The sequence below is a fragment of the Microbacterium sp. STRO-1N genome (genome assembly GCF_057748015.1).
In genome coordinates this window covers 2,910,453-2,934,389 of sequence record NZ_CM173234.1, presented here as the reverse complement: position 1 = coordinate 2,934,389, position 23,937 = coordinate 2,910,453, and the positions used below count along the sequence as shown (strand labels likewise).

The following is a 23,937-nucleotide window of genomic DNA, read 5'->3' as shown; positions in this document are numbered from 1 at the left end:
CGCCAGACCGTTGCCGGACCTGGTGGAGCATGCCAGACTCGGGCCCGATGCCTGCACCGATCGAGGACTACGCGCTGCTCAGCGACTGCCGGACGGCCGCGCTGGTCTCGAAGGAAGGCAGCATCGACTGGTTGTGCGTTCCGCGATTCGATTCCGCCTCCGTCTTCGGCGCGCTCCTCGGCGAACCCGAGCATGGGCGCTGGAGTCTGCGCCCGGTGTCCTCCGAGGCGCGGGCGACGCGGTCGTACCTGCTGGACACCTTCATCCTCGTGACCCGTTGGGAGACAGCCGACGGCGTGGCCGAGGTGCGCGAATACCTCTCGCTGCACGACGAACGCACGCACCTCGTGCGGCGGGTCGTCGGCATCTCAGGCGTCGTCGATCTGGAGACCGAGCTGCGACTTCACTTCGACTACGCGCGTGCGCTGCCCTGGGTGCGGCAGATCGGGACGGACGCGGAGCCGGCGCTGTGGGCGACGGCGGGGCCGGATGCCGTGGTCGTCCGCGGGGTGCAGCTGACCGCCACCGACCACGCGCACGTCGGAACGTTCACGGTGGCGGCAGGGGAGACCGTCGACCTCGTTCTCAGCTGGTTCGGGTCCTCGCAGCGAGCCCCTGAGCCGCTTGCAGTCGACCGCTCGCTGGCCGTGACTCGGTCGTGGTGGCAGGGGTGGGCCAGCAGCATTCAGCACGACGGCCCGCATCGCGAAGCCGTGACGCGCTCGCTGCTCACGCTCCGAGCGCTCACGCATCGTGACACCGGCGGCATCATCGCAGCCGTGACGACTTCGCTTCCCGAGGACTTCGGCGGCTCTCGGAACTGGGACTACCGCTACGTCTGGCTGCGGGATGCCGCGCTCACCCTCGAGGTGCTCATCACGCACGGCTTCCTCCGGGAGGCCGAGCACTGGAGGCGCTGGTTGCTGCGAGCCGTCGCCGGAGAGCCGCACGAGGTGCAGATCATGTACGGGATCGCCGGTGAGCGCGACCTGGCGGAGCGAGAGCTCGCGTCCCTCCCGGGCTACGAAGCCGCCTCACCGGTGCGGATCGGGAACGGCGCGGTATCCCAGTACCAGGGCGATGTGATCGGCGAAGTCCTGGTCGCGCTGGAGGCGACCAGGCTGGCGGGCGTCGAGGAGACCGAGTTCTCCTGGCCTCTGCAGCGCGCGCTCATCGAACGGGTGATCGCCGGGTCCGGCCGGCCGGACAATGGGATCTGGGAGATCCGCGGCGAGCCGCGCTGGTTCACCCACTCTCGAGTCATGATGTGGGCGGCTCTCGATCGCGGAGTCCGTGCGGTGCGGGAGCACGGCATGGACGGCGACGCGGAGAGATGGGCAGATGTGCGTGATGCGCTGCGGGCGGAGATCGAGGAGAGAGGCATCCACGACGACGGCCATTTCGTGCAGCACTACGAGACGGACGAGGTGGATGCCTCACTCCTCGTTCTTCCGCAGGTCGGCTTCTGCGCCGCCGATGACGAGCGGATGCTGCGTACCGTCGCGCGCATGGAGGAAACGCTGATGCGCGACGGCCTGCTGCTGCGGTACCGCGCGGAGACCGGCGTCGACGGGCTCTCCGGTGATGAGCATCCCTTCCTGGCGTGCAGCTTCTGGCTCGTGGAGCAGTACGCCGCCAGCGGGCGCACCGAGGACGCCGATGCGCTCATGACGCGACTGTGCGGATTCGCCAGCGACGTCGGTCTGCTGTCCGAGGAGTACGATCCGGTCGAGCGGCGCCAGGCGGGGAACACTCCGCAGGCGCTGTCGCATCTCACGCTCGTCCGTGCCGCTGACGCGCTCGCCGGGCACGCCGGCCGCGCCGCGGATCGACGCTGACCCTCGATTTGTGGGGACGAGTTTCCCGGGGTATCCTTGTCGTAACCGAAGACCGCTGGTCATCGTCGTGCGCGAGTACGGCGATCGAAGCACTGCAATGCAGGGGCCCGCGCAGGACACGAACTGATTCAGCTCCGTGCGCTTGCGCCGGAGCTTTTTTGTTGCCGTGAAGGTCGAGGTCGGTGCCTCACCGCCGTGAGGCGCCTCGTACACACCAAGGAGTGACCATGGCGCAGAAGGATGCATCGGTCGCCGAGCTCACGAAGTCATTCGAGAACTCGTCCGCCGTTCTGCTGACCGAGTACCGCGGTCTGACGGTTGCCCAGCTCAAGGAGCTGCGCAACAGCATCCGTCAGGACGCTGAGTACGCCGTGGTGAAGAACACGCTGACCAAGATCGCCGCCAACAAGGCTGGCATCACCGCGCTGGACGACGACCTCAAGGGTCCGTCGGCCGTCGCGTTCGTGCACGGTGACTTCGTCGCCACTGCCAAGGCTCTTCGTGACTTCGCCAAGGCCAACCCGCTTCTCGTGATCAAGGCCGGCATCTTCGAGGGCAACGCGCTCTCGGCCGACGAGGTCAACAAGTACGCCTCGCTCGAGAGCCGTGAGGTTCTGCTGGCGAAGGCTGCGGGCATGATGAAGGCGACGATGGGCAAGGCTGCCGCCACCGTCGACGCTCTTCGCGCAAAGCTGGAGACCGCCGAGGCCGCGTAAGCGACCGGTGTTCTCGATCAACAAACCCCATCTATTAGGAGATACATCATGGCTAAGCTCACCACTGAGGAGCTGCTCGAGCAGTTCGCCGGCCTGACCCTCGTCGAGCTCAACGACTTCGTCAAGGCGTTCGAGGAGAAGTTCGAGGTCACCGCTGCTGCTCCCGTCGCCGTTGCCGGTGCCGCTGGTGGCGCAGGCGCTGCCGAGGCTGAAGAGGAGAAGGACTCCTTCGACGTCATCCTCGAGGCCGCTGGCGACAAGAAGATCCAGGTCATCAAGACCGTCCGCGAGCTCACCTCGCTGGGCCTCGGCGAGGCCAAGGCTGTCGTCGACGGCGCTCCGAAGGCCGTCCTGGAGGGCGCCAACAAGGAAGCCGCCGAGAAGGCCAAGGCTGCTCTGGAAGAGGCAGGCGCCACGGTTACCCTCAAGTAATCACAGCGTCTCAACGCTTCGAAAGGCCCCGGGGTTCGCCCCGGGGCCTTTCTGCGCATCCGGTTCAGGATGCCGGTGCAGCCGTCGAGTTGCGCATCACGAGGGCGGATGCCGCGGCCGCATGTTCGATCTCGGCCTCCGGATCCTCCAGACGGACCAGCAGCAGCCGGACGGCCTCGCGGCCCTGTTCGCGCGGCCGCTGGCGGATCGTCGTCAGAGCGAACATCTCCGCGTCACGGTGGTCGTCGATGCCGATGACGCTCAGCTGGGACGGGACGGCGATCCCGAGGCGACGAGCGGCGATGATCGTCCCGATCGCCGCCTCGTCGCATACGCCGACGGCGGCGGTGGGGCGCGAGCGCCGGTCGCCGAGCAGGTCGGCCGCCGCCGCGTACCCGCTCGACATCGTGGATTCCGCGAACGCGACCCGCGGCTCCGCACCCGCGACCGACATCGCGTCACGGTAGCCGGCCAGTCGCCGTTCGTCGCCGATGCTGCCGTCGCCGGATTCGAGGGTGCCGATGAACGCGATGTCCGTGTGCCCCAGATCCAGCAGATGCTCGGTCGCGATGCGCGCGACGCTCATGTCGTCGATCGACACAGCGCTGGCGCCCTCGCCGTACGGGCCGATGCATACCAGCGGGCGCTCGAGCCGGAGCAGCCGCTCGAGCTCCTGCGCACTGGGCTGGATGCCGGCGGCGATGAGCCCGTCGAATCGGCGACGGGGGAGGACCTCCTCGAAGACGCGTGCACGGATGCGACTGCCCTCGCGGATGTCGTACAGCGCGAGATCGAGATCGGCGTCCAGCAGCGACTCCTGGATGCCGGCGACGAGTTCGGTGAAGAACCACCGGTCGAGCGTCGGGACGATCACCGCGATGGTGCCGGTGCGTCCGGTGGCGAGGCTGGTCGCGGAGGAGTGGGCGACGTACAGGAGTTCGCGCGCGGCATCCACCACGCGCTGCCGTGTGTCGTCCGAGACGTAGCCGCGCCCGCTGAGCGCGCGACTGGCCGTCGCCTTGGACACCCCGGCCCGCGCCGCGACATCCGCGATCGTGCTCATGCGTCCTCCTCGACACCGCGCGCTCCAGCGCGCACGAAGTCGAGAATAGCCGCGCGGAGCGTGAAACGGAACCGGTTCCACACCATTGGCGCGGGAGCGCTCCCACACCGGCATGGTGATACGAGCAAAAGGTTGTCGGGTTGTGATGATTCCCCATTGTGCCGGGCGGGCTCGGGCAAGTAGGTTGGCCTGGAATCGGTTCCCGATTCGGCCGCGGACGAGACGGTCGATTCTTCTGGGGACGTGAACTCGAGGAGGAGAAATCACATGACTCTTTCGCAGCGCAAGAGGCTGATCGCGCCGCTGGCACTATTGGGGGTCGCGGGCATCGCCCTGGCCGGATGTGGGGCTCCGGGCGCACCGACCGGCGGTGGCGGAGGCGGCGGTGGCGACGTCGACGGCGAGACCGTCACGATCTACGGCACGATCGTGGACGCCGAGGCGGAACTGCTGCAGGAGTCCTGGGCGGACTTCGAAGAGGAGACCGGCATCGACATCAAGTACGAGGGCAGCCAGGACTTCGAGACGCAGCTCGGCACGCGCGCGCAGGGCGGCAACCCGCCGGACATCGCGATCTTCCCGCAGCCCGGACTCATGGCGGACTTCGCGTCGCGAGACTTCCTCAAGCCCGCGCCCGAGGCCGTCGAGCAGAACGCCAACGAGTACTGGTCCGAGGACTGGGTGAACTACGGCACGGTCGACGACACGTTCTACGGCGCACCACTGATGGCGAGCGTCAAGGGCTGGATCTGGTACTCGCCGGCGAAGTTCGCCGAGTGGGGCGTCGAGGTCCCGAAGACACTGGACGAGTTGAACACGCTGACGGCGACGATCCAGTCGGCGACAGGGGCCGCACCGTGGTGCGCCGGATTCGAGTCCGGCACCGCGACCGGCTGGCCCGGTACTGACTGGATCGAGGACTACGTCCTGCGCCAGGCTGGTACGGACGTGTACGACCAGTGGGCGGCCGGTGAGGTTCCCTTCACGGATCCGCAGATCAAGACCGCGTTCGACTCGGTCGGCGAGATCCTGCTGAACCCGAGCTACGTCAACGCCGGCTTCGGCGACGTCCGCTCGATCAACTCGACGGCGTTCGGCGACGTCGCACCCGCGCTCGCCGGAGGCACCTGCGCGCTGACGCACCAGGCGTCGTTCCTGTCGGGCTTCTACCCCGAAGGCACGAACGTCGCAGAGGACGGCGATGTGTGGGCCTTCATTCTCCCGGGTGAGACCGAGGGCGAGACGACGGTGACCGGTGGCGGCGAGATCGTCGGCGCGTTCAGCGACTCCGAGGCGACGCAGCAGGTGCTCGAGTACCTGTCTAGCCCCGAGTGGGCAAACGCGCGAGTGAGCCTCGGCGGCGTCACATCGGCCAACAGCGGCCTCGATCCCGAGAGCGCCCAGGATCCGATCCTTCAGGAGACCATCAAGATCCTGCAGGACGACGAAACGACGTTCCGCTTCGACGCCAGCGACCTGATGCCCGGTGCCGTCGGCGCCGGAACATTCTGGAAGGGCATGGTCGCCTGGATCAACGGCGACTCGACCGACGCCGTGCTCGAGCAGATCGAGACCGGCTGGCCGAGCGAGTAATCAGTTCGACGGGCCGCCTCCGCTCCGGCGGGGGCGGCCCTCCCACACCCCGGCGTGCGCACAGTCGCTCACGCCTTCACACCTCGCGTCATGAAAAGGGGACTGCGTGAACGCGACAGAATTCTTCAGATGGGTCGGGGCGCTTCCGCCCGTTCTGCAGGCCGTGGTGGTGGTGATCGCGTTCGCCGTCGTGGTGGCGGTCATCCTGCTCCTGGTCGACATCGCACCGCGCAAGGGAACGTTGTACACGTGGATCCGCCTCGCGATGTGCCTCGTCGTCCCGTTCGCGGTGATGTGGTTCTTCAACTCCTGGTACTGGGCGATGGGCGTCGCCGTCGTGGTCGGTGCCGTGTTCTTCCTGCTCGACTACCGGTCACGGGACGGCGCCGGATATCTGATCCAGCTGGTCGCGTTCATGGCGCCTGCGATCCTGCTGCTGCTCGTCGGACTCATCCTCCCGTCGATCCAGACGGTGTACGCGTCGTTCTGGAACTCGAGCGGCAAGAGCTTCATCGGCCTGAACAACTACATCTGGATCTTCACGCAGTCCGACGGGATCACGGCCGTCGTCAACACGATCGTCTGGGTGCTCATCGTGCCCATCGTGTCGACCCTGGTCGGCCTCGCCTACGCGGTCTTCATCGACCGGACCAGAGGCGAGAAGATCTACAAGATCCTGGTGTTCATGCCGATGGCGATCTCGTTCGTCGGCGCGAGCATCATCTGGCGGTTCATGTACGCATACCGCGGACCCGAGTTCGAGCAGATCGGTCTGCTGAACCAGATCGTCGTCTGGTTCGGAGGCGAGCCGCAGCAGTGGCTGCTGAACGAACCGTGGAACAACCTGTTCCTCATCGTCGTGCTCATCTGGGTGCAGACGGGCTTCGCGATGGTCGTGCTCTCGGCATCCATCAAGGGTGTGCCGGCCGAGCTGCTCGAGGCCGCCGAGCTGGACGGCGCCAACGCCTGGCAGCGGTTCTGGTCGGTCACAGTGCCCGCCATCCGTCCGGCCCTCATCGTCGTGCTGACGACGATCTCGATCGCCTCGCTGAAGGTCTTCGACATCGTGCGCACCATGACGGCCGGAAACTACGGCACCAGCGTGCTCGCGAACGAGATGTACACCCAGTTCTCGAAGTTCGAGGCGGGGCGCAGCGCCGCGCTGTCCGTCATCCTGTTCATCCTGGTGCTGCCGATCGTCATCTACAACGCGCGCCAGATCAAGAAGCAGCGGGAGATCCGATGACCGACACCGTGAAGACCGATGCGAATTCCACCCGGGCGATCACGACCGGGGGGAAGTTCGAAGCATCCGCAGGGCGCACCCGCAAGCGGCTGAGCCGGCCCTGGGCGACGATCGCGTCGATCGTCATCGCCGTGCTCTGGACGATTCCGACGCTCGGACTGTTCATCTCCTCGTTCCGGCCGCGCGACGACATCAACACCTCCGGGTGGTGGACGATCTTCGCCGATCCGGAGTTCACCTTCGAGAACTACGTCGAGGTGCTGCAGTCGGGGACGACACAGCTGACGATCCTGCAGTCGTTCGTCAACTCGATCGCGATCACGATCCCGGCCACGCTGATCCCGCTGATGATCGCGGCCATGGCGGCGTACGCCTTCGCCTGGATCGACTTCAAGGGGCGCAACGCGCTGTTCATCTTCGTGTTCGCCCTGCAGATCGTGCCGATCCAGATGGCGCTGGTTCCGCTGCTGACCTCGTTCTCGAAGGGCATCAACCTCTTCGGGCTGCAGATCACCGAGTCGATCGATGCGTCACAGGGGTACGCGCAGGTGTGGATCGCGCACACCATGTTCGCCCTGCCGCTGGCGATCTACCTGCTGCACAACTTCATGTCGGAGATCCCGGGCGAGATCATCGAAGCGGCGAGGGTGGACGGCGCATCGCGCGGCCAGATCTTCTTCCGCATCGTGCTGCCGCTGACCATGCCGGCGATCGCGTCGGTGGCGATCTTCCAGTTCCTCTGGGTCTGGAACGACCTGCTGGTCGCCCTCGTGTTCGCTGATGGCGCGGCGTCGCCGATCACGAAGGTGCTCGCCGAGATCACCGGACGGGGTGAGGGCTGGTACCTGCTCACGGCCGGTGCGTTCGTGTCGATCATCGTTCCGCTGATCGTGTTCTTCGCACTGCAGCGCTACTTCGTCCGCGGGCTGCTCGCCGGGTCGACGAAGGGCTGACGCCCGGCGTAACAGGCACGGGTCGCGAAGGGGCGCCGGACGTAGGCTGTGGTCATGTCCGAGTACTCCTTCGCCACCCGTGCCATCCACGCAGGCCAAGCGCCCGACCCTCAGACGGGAGCGATCATCCCACCGATCTACCAGGCCTCCACGCACGTGCAGGACGGCATCGGCGGATTCCGCGACGGGTACGAGTACAACCGGGCGGGCAACCCGACGCGCAGCGCGCTGGAGACGCAGCTCGCCGCGCTCGAAGGCGGCTCCGCCGCGCTGTCGTTCGCTTCGGGGCTCGCGGCAGAGGATGCGCTGCTGCGCGGCATCCTGAAGCCGGGCGACCACGTCATCCTCGGCAACGACGTGTACGGCGGCACGTACCGCCTGCTGACCACTGTGCTCGCGCCGTGGGGGATCGACACGACGATCGTCGCCCTCGAGGATGCCGACGCGATCCGTTCGGCTCTGCGCCCGGAGACCAGGATCATCTGGGTGGAGACGCCGAGCAATCCGCTGCTGAAGATCGTCGACATCGCCGCGATCGTCGAGATCGCGCATGCCGCCGGCACCATCGTCGTCGTGGACAACACCTTCGCGTCGCCGGCGCTGCAGCAGCCGCTCGCACTGGGTGCGGACCTCGTCGTGCACTCGACGACCAAGTACCTCGGCGGTCACTCCGATGTGCTCGGCGGTGCCGTGGTGTTCGGCGACGACCGGTTCTACGAGCAGGTCAAATTCCAGCAGTTCGCCGTCGGCGCGGTATCGGCGCCGATGGATGCCTGGCTCACCACGCGCGGCATCAAGACGCTCGCCGTGCGGGTGCGTCAGCACAGCGAGAACGCTCAGGCGATCGCGGAATGGGCGGCGGAGCATCAGGAGTTCGAGACGGTGTTCTACCCAGGGCTCGTCTCGCACCCCGGCCACGACATCGCGGCACGGCAGATGAGCGGCTTCGGTGGGATGCTGTCGCTCGCACTGACAGCCGGACCCGATGCCGCTCGGGCCTTCGCCGAGAGCACGACCGTGTTCCAGCTCGCGGAGTCGCTGGGCGGAGTCGAATCGCTGATCGGTTACCCGCCGGACATGACCCACGCATCGGTGCGCGGAACGGCACTCGCGGTTCCCGAGAACGTCGTGCGGCTGTCGGTCGGCATCGAGGACGTGCGCGATCTCATCGCCGACCTCGAGCAGGGCCTGGCCCGCATCTCGCGCTGACGCCCGCCGGTCCCGCGACCTTCGGCGCTCCCGGAGCGGAGGAGTAACATGGTCGGATCGATGCACTCGAATCGATTCGATCCCCGCGCCCCGGAAAGCTCTCTTGACCGACTCATCTCGCCACGAAACCAGCACACCCCATACGAATCCTGAAGCGACTCCTGCTCCGGCATCCGATCTCACACCCAGCGGAACGATCCGCACGATCACCGGCAGCATCCGCACCTCCACGCCCACCGGTGCCATCCGCACGCTCGGCCCGAATCCGGCGACCGCGCCGATCATGCTGCACCCCGGCGACGCCATCTCGGCGCGCCGTCGCACGATCTACATCCTCCTGCTCGGGGCGCTCACCGCTCTCGGACCGTTCACGATCGATCTGTACCTCCCGGCCTTCCCGCTGCTGGAGAGCGACTTCCAGACGACGGCGGCCGCGATCCAGCTGACGCTGACCGGAACCATGATCGGATTCGCGATCGGTCAGCTCGTCGTCGGCCCGCTCAGCGACAAGGTCGGTCGGCGCATCCCGCTCATCTCGGTGACGGCGCTGCATGTGCTCGCCAGCGTCGCCGCAGCTCTGGCTCCTGACCTGATCCTGCTGGGAACAGCCCGCGTGTTCATGGGCATCGGCGCCGCGGCCGGCGGCGTCGTCGCGATGGCGATCGTGCGCGATCTCTTCGGCGGACGCCGACTCGTGGTGATGCTGTCCCGGCTCGCCCTCGTCTCAGGCGTCGCACCCGTGGTCGCGCCGCTGCTGGGCTCCGCGCTGCTGGCGGTCATGGACTGGCGCGGCATCTTCGTCGTCCTCGCCTGCTACGGCGGGGCGATGCTCGTGTGCGGGCTGTTCCTCATCCCCGAGACGCTGCCCAAGGAGCGCCGCCAGGACCGCGGCTCGACCACCGTGCTGCAGCGCTACAAGAGCGTCTTCTCGGACCGCGTGTTCATCGGCGTGCTGGTCATCGGCGGGATGACCTTCTCCGGTCTGTTCTCCTACCTGTCGGCATCCTCGTTCCTGTTCCAGCAGACACACGGGCTCAACGCGCAGCAGTACGGCTGGCTGTTCGCGGCGAACTCCGTCGGGCTCGTCATCGGCGTCCAGGCCGCCTCCCGCCTGGCCGCACGGTTCGGACCGCAGTGGGTGCTGGCCTTCTCGACCTCGGCGCTGCTGCTCTCCGGTCTGGCGATCATCCTGACGGATCAGCTCGGACTCGGCCTGTGGGGGACCGTGATCCCGCTGTTCGTGTTCATGACCTCGTGCGGCTTCACCTTCCCGTGCGTGCAGGTGCTCGCGCTCGACAGGCACGGGAAAGCGGCGGGGACCGCGGCATCCGTCCTCGGCGCCTGCAACAACGGGGTCGCGGCGATCATCTCCCCGGTCGTGTTTCTCGTGGCCGGCAGCGGAGACGTCACGGCGACCACGATGGCATCGGTCATGGTCGGGTGCGCTGTCCTCGGCATCCTCTCGCTCTGGCTGATCGTGCGTCCGCGCACGGTCGGCATGCTCAACCCCTGAGTCGGATGCCGGCATACCCGGTGCGGCACGGCAGAATGGGCGGATGAGACGGCACTTCCTGTGGTGGGGCATCGGCACGCTGCTCGCGGCGATCGCGCTGGGCGTGTACGTCACGATCGACGGGGGAGCCGCCGAGCCGTCCGAACTGGACAGCTGGTGGCACGACCTCATGGTGGATGCGGCGCCGGACGCACTCGTCACGGCGTCGCATGTGATGAACCGCATCGGCGGAGGGTGGATCGCGATCCTCGTGGTGCCCGGCGTCGTCGCCGTGGGACTCCTGCTCGCGCGACGGTGGCGGTCGGCGGTGTTCGCGCTCGCCGCCTTCGCCGCCAGCGCGGTGCTGGTGCAGCTGCTCAAGGAGCTGTTCGGGCGGGCGCGCCCCGAGGACATGCTCGTCATCAGCGACTACGGATCGTATCCGTCGGGTCACACGGCCAACGCGGCGACGATCGCCGTGGTGCTGTGCGTGCTCTTCCCGCGGGTGTGGATGTATGCGCTCGGGGCGCTGTGGGTGCTCACGATGGCGCTGTCCAGAACCGTGCTCTCCGTGCACTGGCTCACGGACACGGTCGGTGGTGCGCTGGTGGGGGCGTCTGCTGCCCTGCTGATCGCCGCACTGCTGGTGCCGTGGCTGCGCCGAGATGCTGCGCACGTCTCGTCGGCTCAGGTCGACCGGATCCTGCCGGATAAGGTGGTTCCGGCCGACTCCGCCGTCGGCCGTCCGCACATCGCGAAGGAGCAACCCGTGTCGCAGATCCGCCCGTATCGTCCCGAGGATCGCGACGGCCTGTCCGACGTCTGCGTGAAGACAGCGGATTCCGGAGCGGATGCGACCGGCATCTTCCCGGACGATGAGCTGTGGGGTCTGCTGTTCGCGGTGCCGTACGCCGAACGCGACCCGGGGTTGTGCTGGGTCGTCGAGGCCGACGACGGTCGCGTCATCGGATACATCGTCGCCACGGACGACACGGATGCCTTCGAGCAGTGGTTCCGCGACGAATGGTGGCCGCGATTCACCGATCGCTTCCCGAAGCCGGTCGATGCGCAGTCGCGCGAGGAGAAGATGCTCGACTATGCGTACGGACGGGCACCGGGGCGCGAACCCAACGCGGGGGAGTACCCCGCGCACCTGCACATCGATCTGCTCCCCGAGACGCAGGGGCAGGGAACGGGGCGGCGCCTCATCGAGACGCTGTTCGCCGAGCTGCGTCGCCGCGGCGTACCGGGACTGCACCTCGGGATGAGTCCGACGAATATCGGAGCAGGGGCGTTCTACGAGCGGATCGGGATGCAGCGGTTGCCGAGCCCGGAGGGGACCGTCGAGTACGGAGTCCGGTTCGGGGAATCTGACAGCTGATCGATCGAACGGCCGGGCTACCGAACGACCGACGGCTCACTCCGTGAGCCCTCGGCGTTCTCTGAGCGGTGACGGCGGGATTCGGTCCCTCGTCGCCCACTCCACGCGGCGCTCGGCTCGTAGGTGCGTTCCGTTGGGGGAGCAGGCGCCGCGCGGAGCCTCTGGCGGCGTGGGGCCCTGGGTATCGAAGTGCCAGCCGTCAGCGAGAAATGCCGAAGGGCCCCACTTCGTGGGGCCCTTCGGCATTTGGCGGTGACGGCGGGATTCGAACCCGCGGTTGCTTGCACAACACACGCTTTCCAAGCGTGCTCCTTCGGCCGCTCGGACACGTCACCAGGGAACAACCTGTCCATCTTATCCGATCGTCCGCGCGCCCGTGACCACGCCGGCCGTCTCGCGGGACAGGGCCAGGGAGGGCGCCTAAAATCTTGGAGTGGCAACTCCCAAGATCGTGCTGTTCTACGTGTTCACCCCGCTCGCCGACCCCGAGGCGATCCGGCTGTGGCAGCGTGACCTCGGCGAAGCCCTGCGCCTGCGCGGCCGGCTGATCATCTCGAAGGACGGCATCAACGGCACCCTGGGCGGCGATCTCCCAGCCCTCAAGAAGTGGGCGCGCTCGTTCCGCTCCTACGCCCCGTTCAAGGACGCCGATATCAAGTGGAGCGAGGGCACCGGTGTCGACGACACCGGTCACAGCCTCGACTTCCCCAAGCTCAGCGTGAAGGTGCGCGACGAGATCGTGTCCTTCGGGGCCCCTGGCGAACTGCAGGTCGACGACCACGGCGTCGTCGGCGGCGGCAGGCGCCTGACCCCCGAAGCGCTCCACGACCTCGTCGCCGAACGCGACGACGTCGTCTTCTTCGACGGGCGCAACGCGCTCGAGGCGCAGATCGGACGATTCCGGGATGCTGTCGTCCCCGACGTCGAGACAACCCGCGATTTCGTCGAGCTGCTGGATTCCGGTGCCTATGACGATCTGAAGGGAAAGCCGGTTGTCACGTACTGCACCGGCGGTATCCGCTGCGAGGTGCTGTCGAGTCTGATGAGCGCACGCGGGTTCGGCGAGGTGTACCAGCTCGAAGGCGGCATCGTCCGATACGGCGAGACGTTCGGAGACGACGGGCTGTGGGACGGGTCGCTGTACGTCTTCGACGGCCGTGGATCGGTCGATTTCTCCGATCATGCCGCCGTCATCGGGGAGTGCGTCGGATGCCGGACGGCCACGAAGCGCACCGCCAACTGTCCCGATCCGTCATGCCGAGTCCAGCAGGTCGTCTGCGAGGACTGCGGAGCGCTCGCCTGCGCGGCGCACGCAGCCGCGGCGAACGGGTTCGCACCGACCGCCTGACCTCACGCGCTGAGCTGCGCCGCCGGCCGCGCCACGAACAGCGATCGTGGCGCGCACAGGGCGACGAACCGCGATCGGGCGTCGACCGACCCGCGCAGCTCTCTGAGGACGCGATGCAGCGGCGCGGCGAGATCCTCGGCATCCGGCGCCCGCCGGCTGCGCGTCCCCGACGAAGCCGGCGCATAACTCGCGCGCTCGATCGCGCGCACCAGCGCCCCGAGGGACTCCGGATCCGCACCCCGCTCCGCGGTGAGTTCCGCTGCGCGCACGCGCGGGCTCTGCGCATCGGACGGGTTGAGCCCGAGGTCGACCATCGTGTCGCGCAGCTCGAGCCAGGCGCTCGCCGCGTCGCCGCCGCGTGCACGCCCCATCCGGGCGGCGCGACGCAGACTCCGCGCCAGCAGCGGAAGCAGCAGCACGACCAGCGCCCCGGCGACCGTCAGCAGCACCGGCGTCGGGTCGAGCCGCTGCCGGACCACGTCGCCGCCGAGCGCCTCGTCCGGGTTCTCCGGGGCGATCGTCGGGACATCGGACGGCGCGGCCGATGGTGCGGTCGTGGGCGTCGGCGTCTGGCCAGGGTCGGAGCCTGTTCCACCCGTCGTCTCGCCGCGCGCGAACGCGGTCGGCGTGCCGAGCGTCGCGGTCGGTTCGAACGGCACCCAGCCGATGCCCTCGAAGTGCACCTCCGGCCACGCGTGCAGCTGGTCGCTCATGACGGCGTACACGTAGTCGTCGCCGCGCTTCTCGTCCGTCAGCTCACCAGGCAGATAACCGACCACGATGCGCACCGGCATCCCGAGCGTCTTGGCCATCAGGGCGAAGGCGCCGGCGAAGTGCACGCAATAGCCGGATCGGACTTCCAGGAACGTCGCCACGGCCTCGGCGCCTGTGCCGTCGAAGTCCTCCTCGACGGGGGTGTCGATGGAGTACTCGAACTCGCTGCGGAACCAGTTCTGCAGCGCGATCAGCTTCTCGTAGTCGCTCGCGGAGTCGGCCGTGACGTCGGCCGCGGTCTGCGGGATGATCGCCGGCAGCTCCGAGAGGTCGTCCACGGCCTGATCGCCGCCGACGGCCCTGGACGCCGCGATCTGCTCGAACGTCGGCCGCACGAGCGCGGAGGTCACCGTGTAGTCGCGCCCCGATGCGTCGACCGCCTCCGACACGACCGTCCGGTTGGAGGGCATCACCTCCCAGCCCGTCGACACGCCAACCAGTCGTTCCGCCGGGTAGGGGACGGGAAGCCGCGAGCTCGACAGCCCGAGGACGCGGATCGATGTCCGGCGGTCGTCGCCGGCGAACTCTTCGCTCCACTCGGGGTCGCCGAAGCCGTCGGACAGCGACTGCGTCTCGTCGCGGTCCGGACGCCACACCTCGCCGTTGAACCGCGAGAGCGTGGCGATCCGCAGATACGGGGCGGTCTCGGCGGTCGTCGCGAGCGACATCACCTGCGTGGGATTCGGCCGCCGCAGATCATCGCCCAGCCGCAGGGAGGCGTCGACGGTCACGCCGGACCCCGGCACCATCCACGACGCCGACACCGGCAGGATCGGCGCCACGACCACGGTGAGGGCGATCGCTCCGACGCCGATACCGGCCATGACGACGGTGGAGGTGCGCCGAGCCGAATGCCGGTCGTGACCGGCGCTGCTGCGCAGCAGCATCAGGATCAGGGCGGCGAGGGCGACGAACCAGACGACGTTCGCATCGCCGAGCGTGATGATGATCGGCAGCGCGCCGACGACCGTGACGAGCACCGCTGCCGGCAGTGCTCTGCGGTGTGCGATCAGCACGTCGATGAGGATGATGACGACGGCGAATGCCGTGCCGAACACGGTGCGCAGCGCGAGCGTGTCCTCCAGCGGCGCTGACCCGTTGTAGACCTCGACGCCCGCCTGCACGGCGAGTTCGGTGAACGCCGTCGCGGTCGCCGGCGTCGGCAGGATGCCGAGCAGCGCGGTCTGCGGCAGCAGCATCGCCGTCAGCAGGAAGACGGATGCCGCGAGCTGCGCGAGCACCGTCGTCAGCGTCCGTGCCGGGGCTGAGCGGTCCGCCATGAGGACGCGCACGATCGCCCCGATCAGCGTCACGACGAAGATGAGCGTTCCGACGATGAGGCTCCACTGGCCGGCGTGCACGACGGGGACGTACGGCCACAGGGCGACCACCGACGCGAACGCGGCCAGCAGCGACCGGCCGACGATCCCCTCCCGGCTCGGCTCGACGTCCATCGCCCAGGCGCCGGTCGGCGTCTCAACGCGGGACACGGCCGCCTCCGCTCAGCATCCGCTCCGGGAGCGCGAGCTCCCACGATGCCGAGATGTCGTCGGTGAGCACGGCACTGGTCCAGCCGGACGCGGATGCCGCGGTGATCACCTCGGGGGCGGGGTCGGTGGCGAGCAGGATCGGGACGGCAGCGCCGCCGTGATGCAGCACCGAGTGGTCGGCTGCCCCGATGCGGCCGGTGATGACGACGAGCGGGCCGGGCGGTGTGCCGCCGACGATGGTCGCCAGATCGCGCGCCTCGCCGCGGGGCGCGAGCATGGCGAGCGCTACGAGGAGTTCGTCGCGGTCGTCCTCATGGCCGCGGAGAGTGCCGATCACGGAACCGGCGCTGTCGACGACATCGACGCTGTATCCCTCGGTGGCGAGGTGCAGTGCGATCGACGCGCACGCCGAGACGGCAGCCTCGAATGCCGGATCGACGCCGCGGTCGGCACGCGCCCAGCGCCCGGCGGCACGGTCGATCACGACGACGGCGTCCGGGCTCGACTCTTCTTCTTCCTGACGCACCATGAGCTCGCCGCGGTGGGCTGTCGCTCGCCAGTGGATGCGCCGCATCGAGTCGCCTGAGACGTAGTGGCGCGGCGAGAGGTTGTCGCTGCCCTGACCGAGTCTGCTGGAGGCGGTGTGCGCCGTGCCGCCGGCGGCGCCCCAGTGCGCGGCGAGCGGAGCGAGCGGGATCACCTCTGGGACCACCGTGACGGTCCTGGTGTCGCCGAACGCCTGCTCGCGCTGCGCGAGCCCGAACGGATCCACTGTGCGCAGGATGAGAGGACCGACCGGCCAGACTCCGCGGCGTACCCCGGTGATGGGGTAGCGGAGCACACCGGAATCCGGCGGGTACTCGCCTGAGGCGCTGCCGGTCACGGCATCCGGGAGGACATCCCGCCAGAGCCCGTGCGGGATGCGCAGCGAGCGCAGCGCGAAGCGCACCGTCACGCGGGATTCCTCGCCGACGGTCAGCAGGTCCGTGGAGACCTGCCGTGTGACCGTGCCGCTGCGGCGCGGGACGTAGACGGCGAGTACGGCGAAAGCGGTGAGGATGAACAGCAGCACCGCGACGTAGACCAGGATCGGCGCCGAGACGATGTTCGCCGCGATCGTGAACAGCACGCCGAGCACGAGCGCACCCAGCCCGCGGGCGGTGAGAGGACGTCGGCGGCGATCGGACATCGGAGTCCGTTCAGAGGCGGGTCGCGACCGGCACGCGCACCCGATCGATGATCTGCGCGAGCGCGGCCTCGACCGGCTGCGCACCGGCGCGATGGACGCCGCGCGCCGGCAGCAGCCGGTGCGCGAAGACCGGGACGAGCAGGGCGGTGAGGTCGTCGGGGATCACGAACTCCCGGGCATCCAGCGCGGCCCAGACCTTCGCGGCACGGACGAGCTGCAGCGTGGCACGAGGGCTCGCGCCGAGGTGCAGGCTCGGGTCGGAGCGCGTCGCCTGCGCCAGGGCGACCGCGTACTCCTCGATGCTCGGGGCGACATGCACGGCGCGGGCCGCCTCGATGAGGGCGCTCACATCCCGCGATCCGACCACGGGGCGGATCGCCGCCAGCGGATTGACGGTGTCGCGCTGGCGGAGCATCAAAGCCTCGGCGGCCGCGTCGGGGTAGCCCATCGAGATCCGCATCATGAAGCGATCGCGCTGCGCCTCGGGCAACGCGTACGTGCCCTCCATCTCGAGCGGGTTCTGGGTGGCGACGACGAGGAACGGATCCGGCAGCGGGTGCGTGCGGCCGTCGACCGTGACCTGCTGCTCCTCCATGGCCTCCAGCAGCGCCGACTGCGTCTTGGGGGAGGAGCGGTTGATCTCGTCGGCGATAACGATGTGGGCGAAGATCGCGCCCTGCTTGAACTCGAACTCGCGGTCGACGGGGTTGTAGACGCTCACTCCCGTGACGTCGCCGGGCAGCAGGTCGGGCGTGAACTGGATGCGCCGCACCGTCGCATCGACGCTTGCGGCGAGAGCGCGCGCCAGCATCGTCTTGCCGACGCCGGGGACGTCCTCGATGAGCAGGTGCCCCTCGGCCAGCAGGCACACGAGGGCGCTGCGCACGGCATCCGCCTTGCCGTCGATGACCTTGCCGACGGAATCGAGGATGGCGGAGGTCTGCTCCGCGAACCGCTCGGCCGTCATGGCGGATGCGTCCTGGTGCATGCGTCCCCTCTCGCCCTGCCTTCGCCCCTCATCGGGTGTGAATCGATCGTAACCCGCCGGGGGCGCAGGCGTACCGCCGGATGGCGGATGCGGTTAGCCTCGACGCATGGGACTGTTCCGCAATGATCCGCAGCGTGTGCGACTGGAGTCGCAGGACGTCGAACTGAAGGCCACTCGGGCCCCGTGGAGCCTCTGGGCTGACGGGTTCGGAAAACTCGGCATCCGGGCCCTCCAGATCATCGTCGTCGTGGTGGTCGCTGCGGGGATCATCTTCGCGATCCAGCAGCTCACGCTCGTGACGATCCCGCTCATGATCGCCCTCATCCTCGCCTGCGCGTTCACTCCGGTCATGAACGCGATGCGCCGGCGAGGAGTGCCGTCGGCGCTCGCGACGGTCATCACGCTGCTCGCGATCGTCGTCATCCTCGGCCTGCTGAGCTGGCTGATCGTGTGGGCCGTGCGCGACCAGTGGGACGAGCTCTACTCCCAGGCGGAGGAGGGGGTCCAGCAGCTGCTCGCCTGGTCGCAGACGCTGCCGTTCGAATTCCTCCAGCCGGAGCAGATCGATGAGTGGATCGCGACGCTCACCGACTTCCTCACCAGCGCCCAGTTCGGCTCCGGAGCGCTCGCCGGCGTCAGCGCCGTGGCCAACTTCGTCACCGGCCTCGTGCTGATGGTGACGATCCTGTTCTTCTTCCTCAAGGACGGCCCGCAGATGTGGGAGTTCCTGCTGCGGCCGTTCCGCGGGGAGAACTATCTGCGCGCTCGCCGCATCGGCGACAAGACGGTCTCGACGCTCGGGTCGTATGTCCGCGGCACCGCCACGGTCGCGGCCGTGGATGCCATCGGCATCCTGATCGGTCTGCTCATCCTGCAGGTGCCGCTCGCGATCCCCCTGGCCGTCCTGGTCTTCCTCCTGGCCTTCATTCCGATCGTCGGCGCCACAGTGGCCGGCATCCTCGCCGCCCTCGTCGCGCTGGTGGCGAACGGGTGGGTCAACGCGCTGTTCGTCGTCGGCATCGTGGTGCTGGTGAACCAGCTCGAGGGCAACTTCCTGCAGCCGGTCCTGATGGGACGCTCCATGAAGCTGCACGCCTTCGTCATCCTCGTCGCATTGACCGTGGGCACGGTGCTCGGCGGCATCGTCGGCGCGATCCTGGCCGTGCCGATCACGGCGGCGCTGTGGGGCGTGATTCAGGTCTGGGACGGACCGGACACACCGGCCAGATGGGCGAGGGCGAAAGCACCCTCCGAAGCCCGGTAGACTGTTCGAAGCCCTCCGCGTGACGGCATCCAGGCCAATTCCCCCAGGACGGAAACGTAGCAAGGGTAACCGGGCTCTGTCGGGTGCGCGGAGGGTCTTTCCGTCTCTGGACGCTTGTGCTCTCAGCATCCTTCGGGTGCGCACTGACAGGATCTGGATGTGACCACCCCGCGGACTCCAGCAAGACAGAGCGCCGTCGCCCGCTTCGCGTCGCCGGTGATCCTGCTGGCGCTGATGTGGGCGGTCCAGCTCGCCGATGCCGTGCTGCCAGGGTCCTTCACCGGATTCGGACTCCGCTCGTGGGACCTGTCTGGCCTCGGCGGTGTCGTGCTCAGCCCGCTCCTGCACGCGAACTGGGCGCATCTGATCGCCAACTCGCTGCCGTTTCTCGTGCTGGGCTGCCTCGTCGCGATCGAGGGTGCCGCCCGCTTCTGGCTGGTGACCGCGATCATCGCCGTCGTCGGCGGCGCGGGGACGTGGCTCGTGAACGCACCGGGAACACTCACGGTCGGTGCATCCGTCCTCGTGTTCGGATACTTCGGCTACGTCGTCATGCGGGTGTTCGCGCCTGGGCGCGTGGCGCACCGGATCGGCTACGCGCTCATCGCCGTGATCGTCATCGTGCTGTACGGCACCGCAATGTTCGTCGGCGTGTTCGGAGCAGCCGATGGCGTCTCCTGGCAGGCGCACCTGTTCGGCGCGATCGGCGGCGGCATCGCGGTGTTCATCGGGCGATCCTCGGGGCGGCCGGCGTGAGCACTCGCCGCACGGCGACCAAGCGGCGACCCGTCACGCGGCGGCCCGCTCGCCGACGCAGGCTCAGCGCCCGCAAGCGTGCAGCGCTGCGACGGCGACGTCGGCTCCTGCTGCGGCGCGTGCTGATCGGCGCCGGCTCCGTCGCGGCCATCGCCGCGCTGGCCGTCCTGCTGCCGATGACGACCGCGCAGGCTCCGGTCTGCGCTGCCGAACCGGCGAGCTTCCCGGCCGCGGGGATCGAGGGCTGGCAGGGCGAGCAGCTCGAGAACGCCGCGACGATCGTGCTCACCGCACGCGAGCGGGGCTTGGGCCGTGACGGACAGGTCATCGGCGTGATGGCGGCGATGGGCGAGAGCTCCCTGCGTGCGCTCGACTACGGCGATTGGGAGACGTCGGGGGTCACGAATCCCGATGGTTCGCGGACCAGCAGCATCGGTCTCTTCCAGCAGCAGGACTGGTGGGGGAGCATCGAGCAGCGGATGGATCCGGCATCCTCGGCCGCGCTGTTCTTCGACCGCCTCGCTCGGCTGCCCGGCTGGCAGGACCTCGAGCCGTCGCTCGCGATCCACCGGGTGCAGGTCAACACCGACCCCACGCACTACGCGGCCTTCCGATCGGATGCCGAGGCCGTCGTGGATGCGCTGTCCGGCGCCTGCGAGACCGGCGACTGAACTTCTCCGGTTCCGGGGCCACCGTGGTCAGGCGCACCGCCGTAGGCTGGGGGCGTGGCGCGGAGCATCTACATCACCTCGGCTGAGGGGCACACCGGCAAATCCACGATCGCCCTGGGGGCGCTCGACGCGCTCATGCGCGTGACGCCGCGCGTGGGGGTGTTCCGGCCGATCGCGCGCTCGTCCGCCGAGCGCGACTACGTGCTGGAGCTGCTGCTTGCGCACGACGGGGTCCATCTCGACTACGAGGATTGCGTCGGCGTCACGTACGACGACGTTCGCGCCGACCCCGACAAGGCGCTCGCCACGATCATCGCCCGGTTCAAGGCCGTCGAGGCGCAGTGCGATGCGGTCGTCGTCATCGGCAGCGACTACACCGATGTCGGAAGCCCGGCCGAGCTCGGCTACAACGCCCGGATCGCCGCGAACCTCGCGGCCCCGGTGCTGCTCGTGCTGTCCGGCCGTGACCAGCAGCAGCGAGCCGAGCAGCTCGGCACGACCACCGCGCGCACGCCGGCCGCCGTGAGCCAGCTGGCGGCCCTCGCGCTTGCCGAGCTCGCCGCCGAGCGGGCCGAACTGTTCGCCGTGATCGTGAACCGCGCGGACCCGGATGCCGCGATCGAGACGATCGACGCCGTGCATGCGGTGCAGTCGGAGGCGACTCCGGTGTGGACGATCCCCGAAGACCGTTCGCTCGTCGCGCCGTCGATCCGGGGCATCCTCACCGCCGTCGACGGCCGCCTCGTCAAGGGCGACGACGACCTGCTCGCGCGGGAGGCGCTCAGCGTCGTCGTGGCCGGCATGTCGATGGTGAACGTGCTGCCCCGGTTGACCGCCGATTCGGTCGTCATCATCCCCGCCGACCGCACCGAGGTACTGCTGGCCGCGCTGCTGGCGGACGCGGCAGGAACCTTCCCGTCGATCGCCGGCATCGTCCTCAACGGACCGTTCCCGCTCCCCGAGACGATCGAGAGGCTCCTGGACGGGCTCGCGTCGCGCGTGCCGATCATCGCCACGGACCTCGGCACGTACGACACCGCCGTCCGGGTGATGGGCGCGAGGGGTCGCCTGGCAGCGGATTCGCGCCGCCGCTACGACACCGCGCTCGGCCTCTTCCAGACGCACGTCGACATCTCGGAGCTGACGCGTCTGCTGGGGCTGGCCGAGGCGACGGTCGTCACGCCGCTCATGTTCGAGTACGGCCTCATCGAGCGGGCGCGCTCCGACCGCAAGCACATCGTGCTGCCCGAGGGCGGCGACGACCGCATCCTCCGGGCGGCGGCCACGCTGCTGGCGCGTGACGTCGCCGAACTCACGATCCTGGGCGAGGAGTCCGCGATCAGGGCGCGAGCCGCGGAGCTGGGGCTGGACATCTCGGCAGCCCGGATCATCAGTACGACGGATCCTGCGTACGTCGAGAAGTTCGCCGCCGAGTACGCGCGGTTGCGTGCGCACAAGGGCGTGACACTGGCGCAGGCTGCCGACACCGTCACCGACGTGTCGTACTTCGGAACGATGATGGTGCATCTCGGGCTCGCCGACGGCATGGTCTCGGGGGCGGCGCACACCACGGCGCATACGATCCGACCGTCCTTCGAGATCATCAAGACCAGACCGGGCGTCGACGTCGTCTCCAGCGTCTTCCTGATGGCGCTCGCCGATCGGGTGCTCGTCTACGGCGACTGCGCTGTGATCCCCGACCCGACCAGCGTCCAGCTGGCCGACATCGCGATCTCGTCCGCCCAGACGGCACGGCAGTTCGGCATCGACCCGCGGATCGCGATGCTGTCGTACTCGACGGGGGAGTCCGGATCAGGGGCCGATGTCGACAAGGTGCGCGAAGCGACAGCGCTCGTGCGCGAGCGGGCGCCGGAGCTCCTCGTCGAGGGGCCGATCCAGTACGACGCCGCCGCCGATGCGGCCGTCGCGAAGGCGAAACTGCCCGGATCCGACGTGGCAGGGCGTGCCACCGTGTTCGTCTTCCCCGATCTCAACACCGGAAACAACACGTACAAGGCCGTGCAGCGCTCGGCGGGGGCCGTCGCGATCGGACCGGTCCTGCAGGGACTGAACAAGCCGATCAACGATCTGAGTCGCGGCGCTCTCGTCGACGACATCGTGAACACGGTGGCGATCACGGCGATCCAGGCGCAGGGCGGTGCCGCATGAGCGTCGTCCTCGTCATCAACAGCGGCTCGTCGTCGCTGAAGTACAGCCTGATGGACATGGACCGCGAACTCCCGCTGGGCGAGGGGCTGATCGAGCGCATCGGGCAGGATGCCGGTGACATCACGCACACCGTCCGGCGCGTCTCCGACGGGTCCGCGGCCCCGACCGTCCTCGATGAGAAGCATCGCAGTTCGCGGCCGATCGCCGACCACTACGAGGCGTTCCGGGTCATGCTCGAGCAGTTCGCCGAGCACGGGCCGCAGCTGGATGACAGCCCGCCTGTCGCGGTCGGGCACCGCGTCGTGCACGGCGGCGCCCGCTTCTTCGCCCCGACGCCGATCGACGATCTGGTCGAGATCAACATCGAGGACCTCTCAGAGCTCGCTCCGCTGCACAACCCCGGTGCGGTCGCCGGGATCCGCGCGGGCCGTCGGGCCTTCGGATCCGTGCCGCACGTCGCCGTGTTCGACACGGCGTTCCACCAGACGCTGCCGCCGGCGGCCTACACGTACGCGATCGACAGGACCGTGGCCGAGCGGCATCGGGTGCGCCGGTACGGCTTCCACGGCACGAGTCACAAGTTCGTCTCCGAGCAGGCGGCGCTCTTCCTCGATCGCCCGCTCGAGGACCTGCGGCAGATCGTGCTCCACCTCGGCAACGGCGTCTCGATGACCGCGATCGACGGCGGGCGTTCGGTCGAGACCTCGATGGGCATGACGCCGCTCGAAGGGCTCGTGATGGGCACGCGCTCCGGCGACATCGACCCCGCTGTGCTGATCCATCTCGCGCGCCGCGCCGGCATGAGCACCGACGACCTCGACACGCTGCTGAACAAGCGGAGCGGCCTGCTGGGGCTGGCGGGACGCAGCGACATGCGCGACATCCTCACCGGTGTGGATGCCGGAGAGGATGCCGCGACGCTGGCGTTCGACGTGTACATCCACCGCCTGCGGGCCTACGTCGGGGCGTACATCGCGCAACTCGGGGGAGTGGACGTCATCTCGTTCACCGCCGGTGTGGGCGAGAACGCCGCGCGCGTGCGTGCCGAGTCGCTGGCGACCTTCGGATTCCTGGGTCTCGAGATAGACGCCGTGGCGAATGATCAGCGGCTCCCCGGTATCCGGCGCATCTCGACGGCGACGTCGAGCGTTCAGGTCCTGGTGGTCCCGACGAACGAGGAACTCGAGATCGCGCGTCAGGCGCTCAGCCTGGCCTGACACGTCTCGTTCCCTGCCCTTGGCGGCAGAGTGTTTCGCGATGCCTGAACTGGACATCGCAAATGAACTAGTTCTAACAGTTTAGAACTTCCTGTTACTCAAGCGTTACCGTCGAGAATTGACGAGCGTCTCCGGCTCGGCGATGCTT

Annotated in this window: 19 protein-coding genes, 1 tRNA gene and 1 other RNA gene; 16 read left to right on the top strand and 5 right to left on the bottom strand. The window is 68.5% G+C overall.

From position 1 onward, the window contains the following. Positions 1–47: 47 nt before the first annotated feature. The 3 genes from AC3ANJ_RS14420 (at position 48) to rplL (ending at position 2,986) form a co-directional block, all read left to right on the top strand. Entirely contained in the window at positions 48–1,838 is a 1,791-nt protein-coding gene (locus AC3ANJ_RS14420) for a glycoside hydrolase family 15 protein (RefSeq protein WP_488316895.1), read from the top strand. A gap of 227 nt (positions 1,839–2,065) precedes the next feature. Then, positions 2,066–2,554 carry a 50S ribosomal protein L10 gene (gene rplJ, locus AC3ANJ_RS14415; protein WP_406249254.1) on the top strand — a complete coding sequence of 163 codons (489 nt, stop codon included), beginning with the start codon at positions 2,066–2,068 and terminating at the stop codon, positions 2,552–2,554. A 48-nt stretch (positions 2,555–2,602) separates the two neighbouring features. Continuing rightward, the gene (rplL, locus tag AC3ANJ_RS14410; protein ID WP_298744853.1) at positions 2,603–2,986 is read left to right on the top strand and encodes a 50S ribosomal protein L7/L12; all 384 of its coding nucleotides are present in this window, start codon (positions 2,603–2,605) and stop codon (positions 2,984–2,986) included. A gap of 64 nt (positions 2,987–3,050) precedes the next feature. Here the strand turns inward: rplL and AC3ANJ_RS14405 are convergent, their stop codons facing one another. After that, positions 3,051–4,049 carry a LacI family DNA-binding transcriptional regulator gene (locus AC3ANJ_RS14405; protein WP_488316894.1) on the bottom strand — a complete coding sequence of 333 codons (999 nt, stop codon included), beginning with the start codon at positions 4,047–4,049 and terminating at the stop codon, positions 3,051–3,053. Positions 4,050–4,316: 267 nt separating this feature from the next. On the opposite strand from AC3ANJ_RS14405, the gene AC3ANJ_RS14400 reads away from it, so the two are divergent. The 6 genes from AC3ANJ_RS14400 to AC3ANJ_RS14375 all read left to right on the top strand — a co-directional run bounded on the left by AC3ANJ_RS14400 (position 4,317) and on the right by AC3ANJ_RS14375 (position 11,923). Continuing rightward, positions 4,317–5,642 carry an ABC transporter substrate-binding protein gene (locus tag AC3ANJ_RS14400; RefSeq protein WP_488316893.1) on the top strand — a complete coding sequence of 442 codons (1,326 nt, stop codon included), beginning with the start codon at positions 4,317–4,319 and terminating at the stop codon, positions 5,640–5,642. 106 nt (positions 5,643–5,748) lie between these two features. Then, positions 5,749–6,888, top strand: a complete 1,140-nt coding sequence (locus AC3ANJ_RS14395) for a carbohydrate ABC transporter permease (RefSeq protein ID WP_488316892.1) — start codon at positions 5,749–5,751, stop codon at positions 6,886–6,888. Continuing rightward, entirely contained in the window at positions 6,885–7,841 is a 957-nt protein-coding gene (locus AC3ANJ_RS14390) for a carbohydrate ABC transporter permease (RefSeq protein WP_406249258.1), read from the top strand. Before AC3ANJ_RS14395 ends, AC3ANJ_RS14390 begins: the two co-directional genes overlap by 4 nt. A 54-nt stretch (positions 7,842–7,895) precedes the next feature. Beyond that, positions 7,896–9,050, top strand: a complete 1,155-nt coding sequence (locus AC3ANJ_RS14385; protein WP_488316891.1) for a cystathionine gamma-synthase — start codon at positions 7,896–7,898, stop codon at positions 9,048–9,050. 283 nt (positions 9,051–9,333) lie between these two features. After that, entirely contained in the window at positions 9,334–10,563 is a 1,230-nt protein-coding gene (locus AC3ANJ_RS14380; protein WP_488319289.1) for a multidrug effflux MFS transporter, read from the top strand. A gap of 43 nt (positions 10,564–10,606) precedes the next feature. Then, entirely contained in the window at positions 10,607–11,923 is a 1,317-nt protein-coding gene (locus AC3ANJ_RS14375) for a GNAT family N-acetyltransferase (RefSeq protein ID WP_488316890.1), read from the top strand. Between the two features lie 247 nt (positions 11,924–12,170). Here AC3ANJ_RS14375 and AC3ANJ_RS14370 read toward each other — a convergent pair. Further along, a tRNA-Ser gene (locus AC3ANJ_RS14370) sits at positions 12,171–12,258 on the bottom strand. Between the two features lie 98 nt (positions 12,259–12,356). Between AC3ANJ_RS14370 and trhO the strand changes: the two genes are divergently transcribed. After that, positions 12,357–13,271 (top strand): oxygen-dependent tRNA uridine(34) hydroxylase TrhO, encoded by a 915-nt coding sequence (gene trhO / locus AC3ANJ_RS14365; protein WP_488316889.1) that lies wholly within the window; start codon positions 12,357–12,359, stop codon positions 13,269–13,271. Positions 13,272–13,273: 2 nt separating this feature from the next. Here trhO and AC3ANJ_RS14360 read toward each other — a convergent pair whose 3' ends face one another. Genes AC3ANJ_RS14360 through AC3ANJ_RS14350 form a run of 3 tightly spaced genes read right to left on the bottom strand, consistent with a single transcriptional unit; the run spans position 13,274 to position 17,712 of the window. Beyond that, positions 13,274–15,535, bottom strand: a complete 2,262-nt coding sequence (locus tag AC3ANJ_RS14360; protein ID WP_488316888.1) for a transglutaminase TgpA family protein — start codon at positions 15,533–15,535, stop codon at positions 13,274–13,276. Then, positions 15,522–16,724 carry a DUF58 domain-containing protein gene (locus AC3ANJ_RS14355; RefSeq protein ID WP_488316887.1) on the bottom strand — a complete coding sequence of 401 codons (1,203 nt, stop codon included), beginning with the start codon at positions 16,722–16,724 and terminating at the stop codon, positions 15,522–15,524. The genes AC3ANJ_RS14360 and AC3ANJ_RS14355 overlap by 14 nt, the downstream gene beginning before the upstream one ends. A gap of 10 nt (positions 16,725–16,734) precedes the next feature. After that, positions 16,735–17,712: an AAA family ATPase gene (locus AC3ANJ_RS14350; RefSeq protein WP_406249264.1), complete on the bottom strand. Its 978-nt coding sequence runs from the start codon at positions 17,710–17,712 to the stop codon at positions 16,735–16,737. A gap of 106 nt (positions 17,713–17,818) precedes the next feature. Between AC3ANJ_RS14350 and AC3ANJ_RS14345 the strand changes: the two genes are divergently transcribed. From AC3ANJ_RS14345 to AC3ANJ_RS14320, 6 genes are all read left to right on the top strand, one after another. Continuing rightward, complete coding sequence (locus AC3ANJ_RS14345) at positions 17,819–18,976, top strand: AI-2E family transporter (protein WP_488316886.1); 1,158 nt, start codon at positions 17,819–17,821, stop codon at positions 18,974–18,976. Between the two features lie 6 nt (positions 18,977–18,982). Beyond that, positions 18,983–19,079, top strand: an RNA gene (gene ffs / locus AC3ANJ_RS14340) — signal recognition particle sRNA small type. 56 nt (positions 19,080–19,135) lie between these two features. Beyond that, positions 19,136–19,732: a rhomboid family intramembrane serine protease gene (locus AC3ANJ_RS14335; RefSeq protein ID WP_488316885.1), complete on the top strand. Its 597-nt coding sequence runs from the start codon at positions 19,136–19,138 to the stop codon at positions 19,730–19,732. Next, positions 19,729–20,403, top strand: coding sequence for a hypothetical protein (locus tag AC3ANJ_RS14330; protein WP_488316884.1), 675 nt, complete (start codon positions 19,729–19,731; stop codon positions 20,401–20,403). Before AC3ANJ_RS14335 ends, AC3ANJ_RS14330 begins: the two co-directional genes overlap by 4 nt. Before the next feature lie 54 nt (positions 20,404–20,457). After that, complete coding sequence (pta, locus tag AC3ANJ_RS14325; RefSeq protein WP_488316883.1) at positions 20,458–22,572, top strand: phosphate acetyltransferase; 2,115 nt, start codon at positions 20,458–20,460, stop codon at positions 22,570–22,572. Next, positions 22,569–23,789, top strand: a complete 1,221-nt coding sequence (locus AC3ANJ_RS14320) for an acetate/propionate family kinase (RefSeq protein WP_488316882.1) — start codon at positions 22,569–22,571, stop codon at positions 23,787–23,789. The genes pta and AC3ANJ_RS14320 overlap by 4 nt, the downstream gene beginning before the upstream one ends. Positions 23,790–23,937 lie beyond the last annotated feature (148 nt).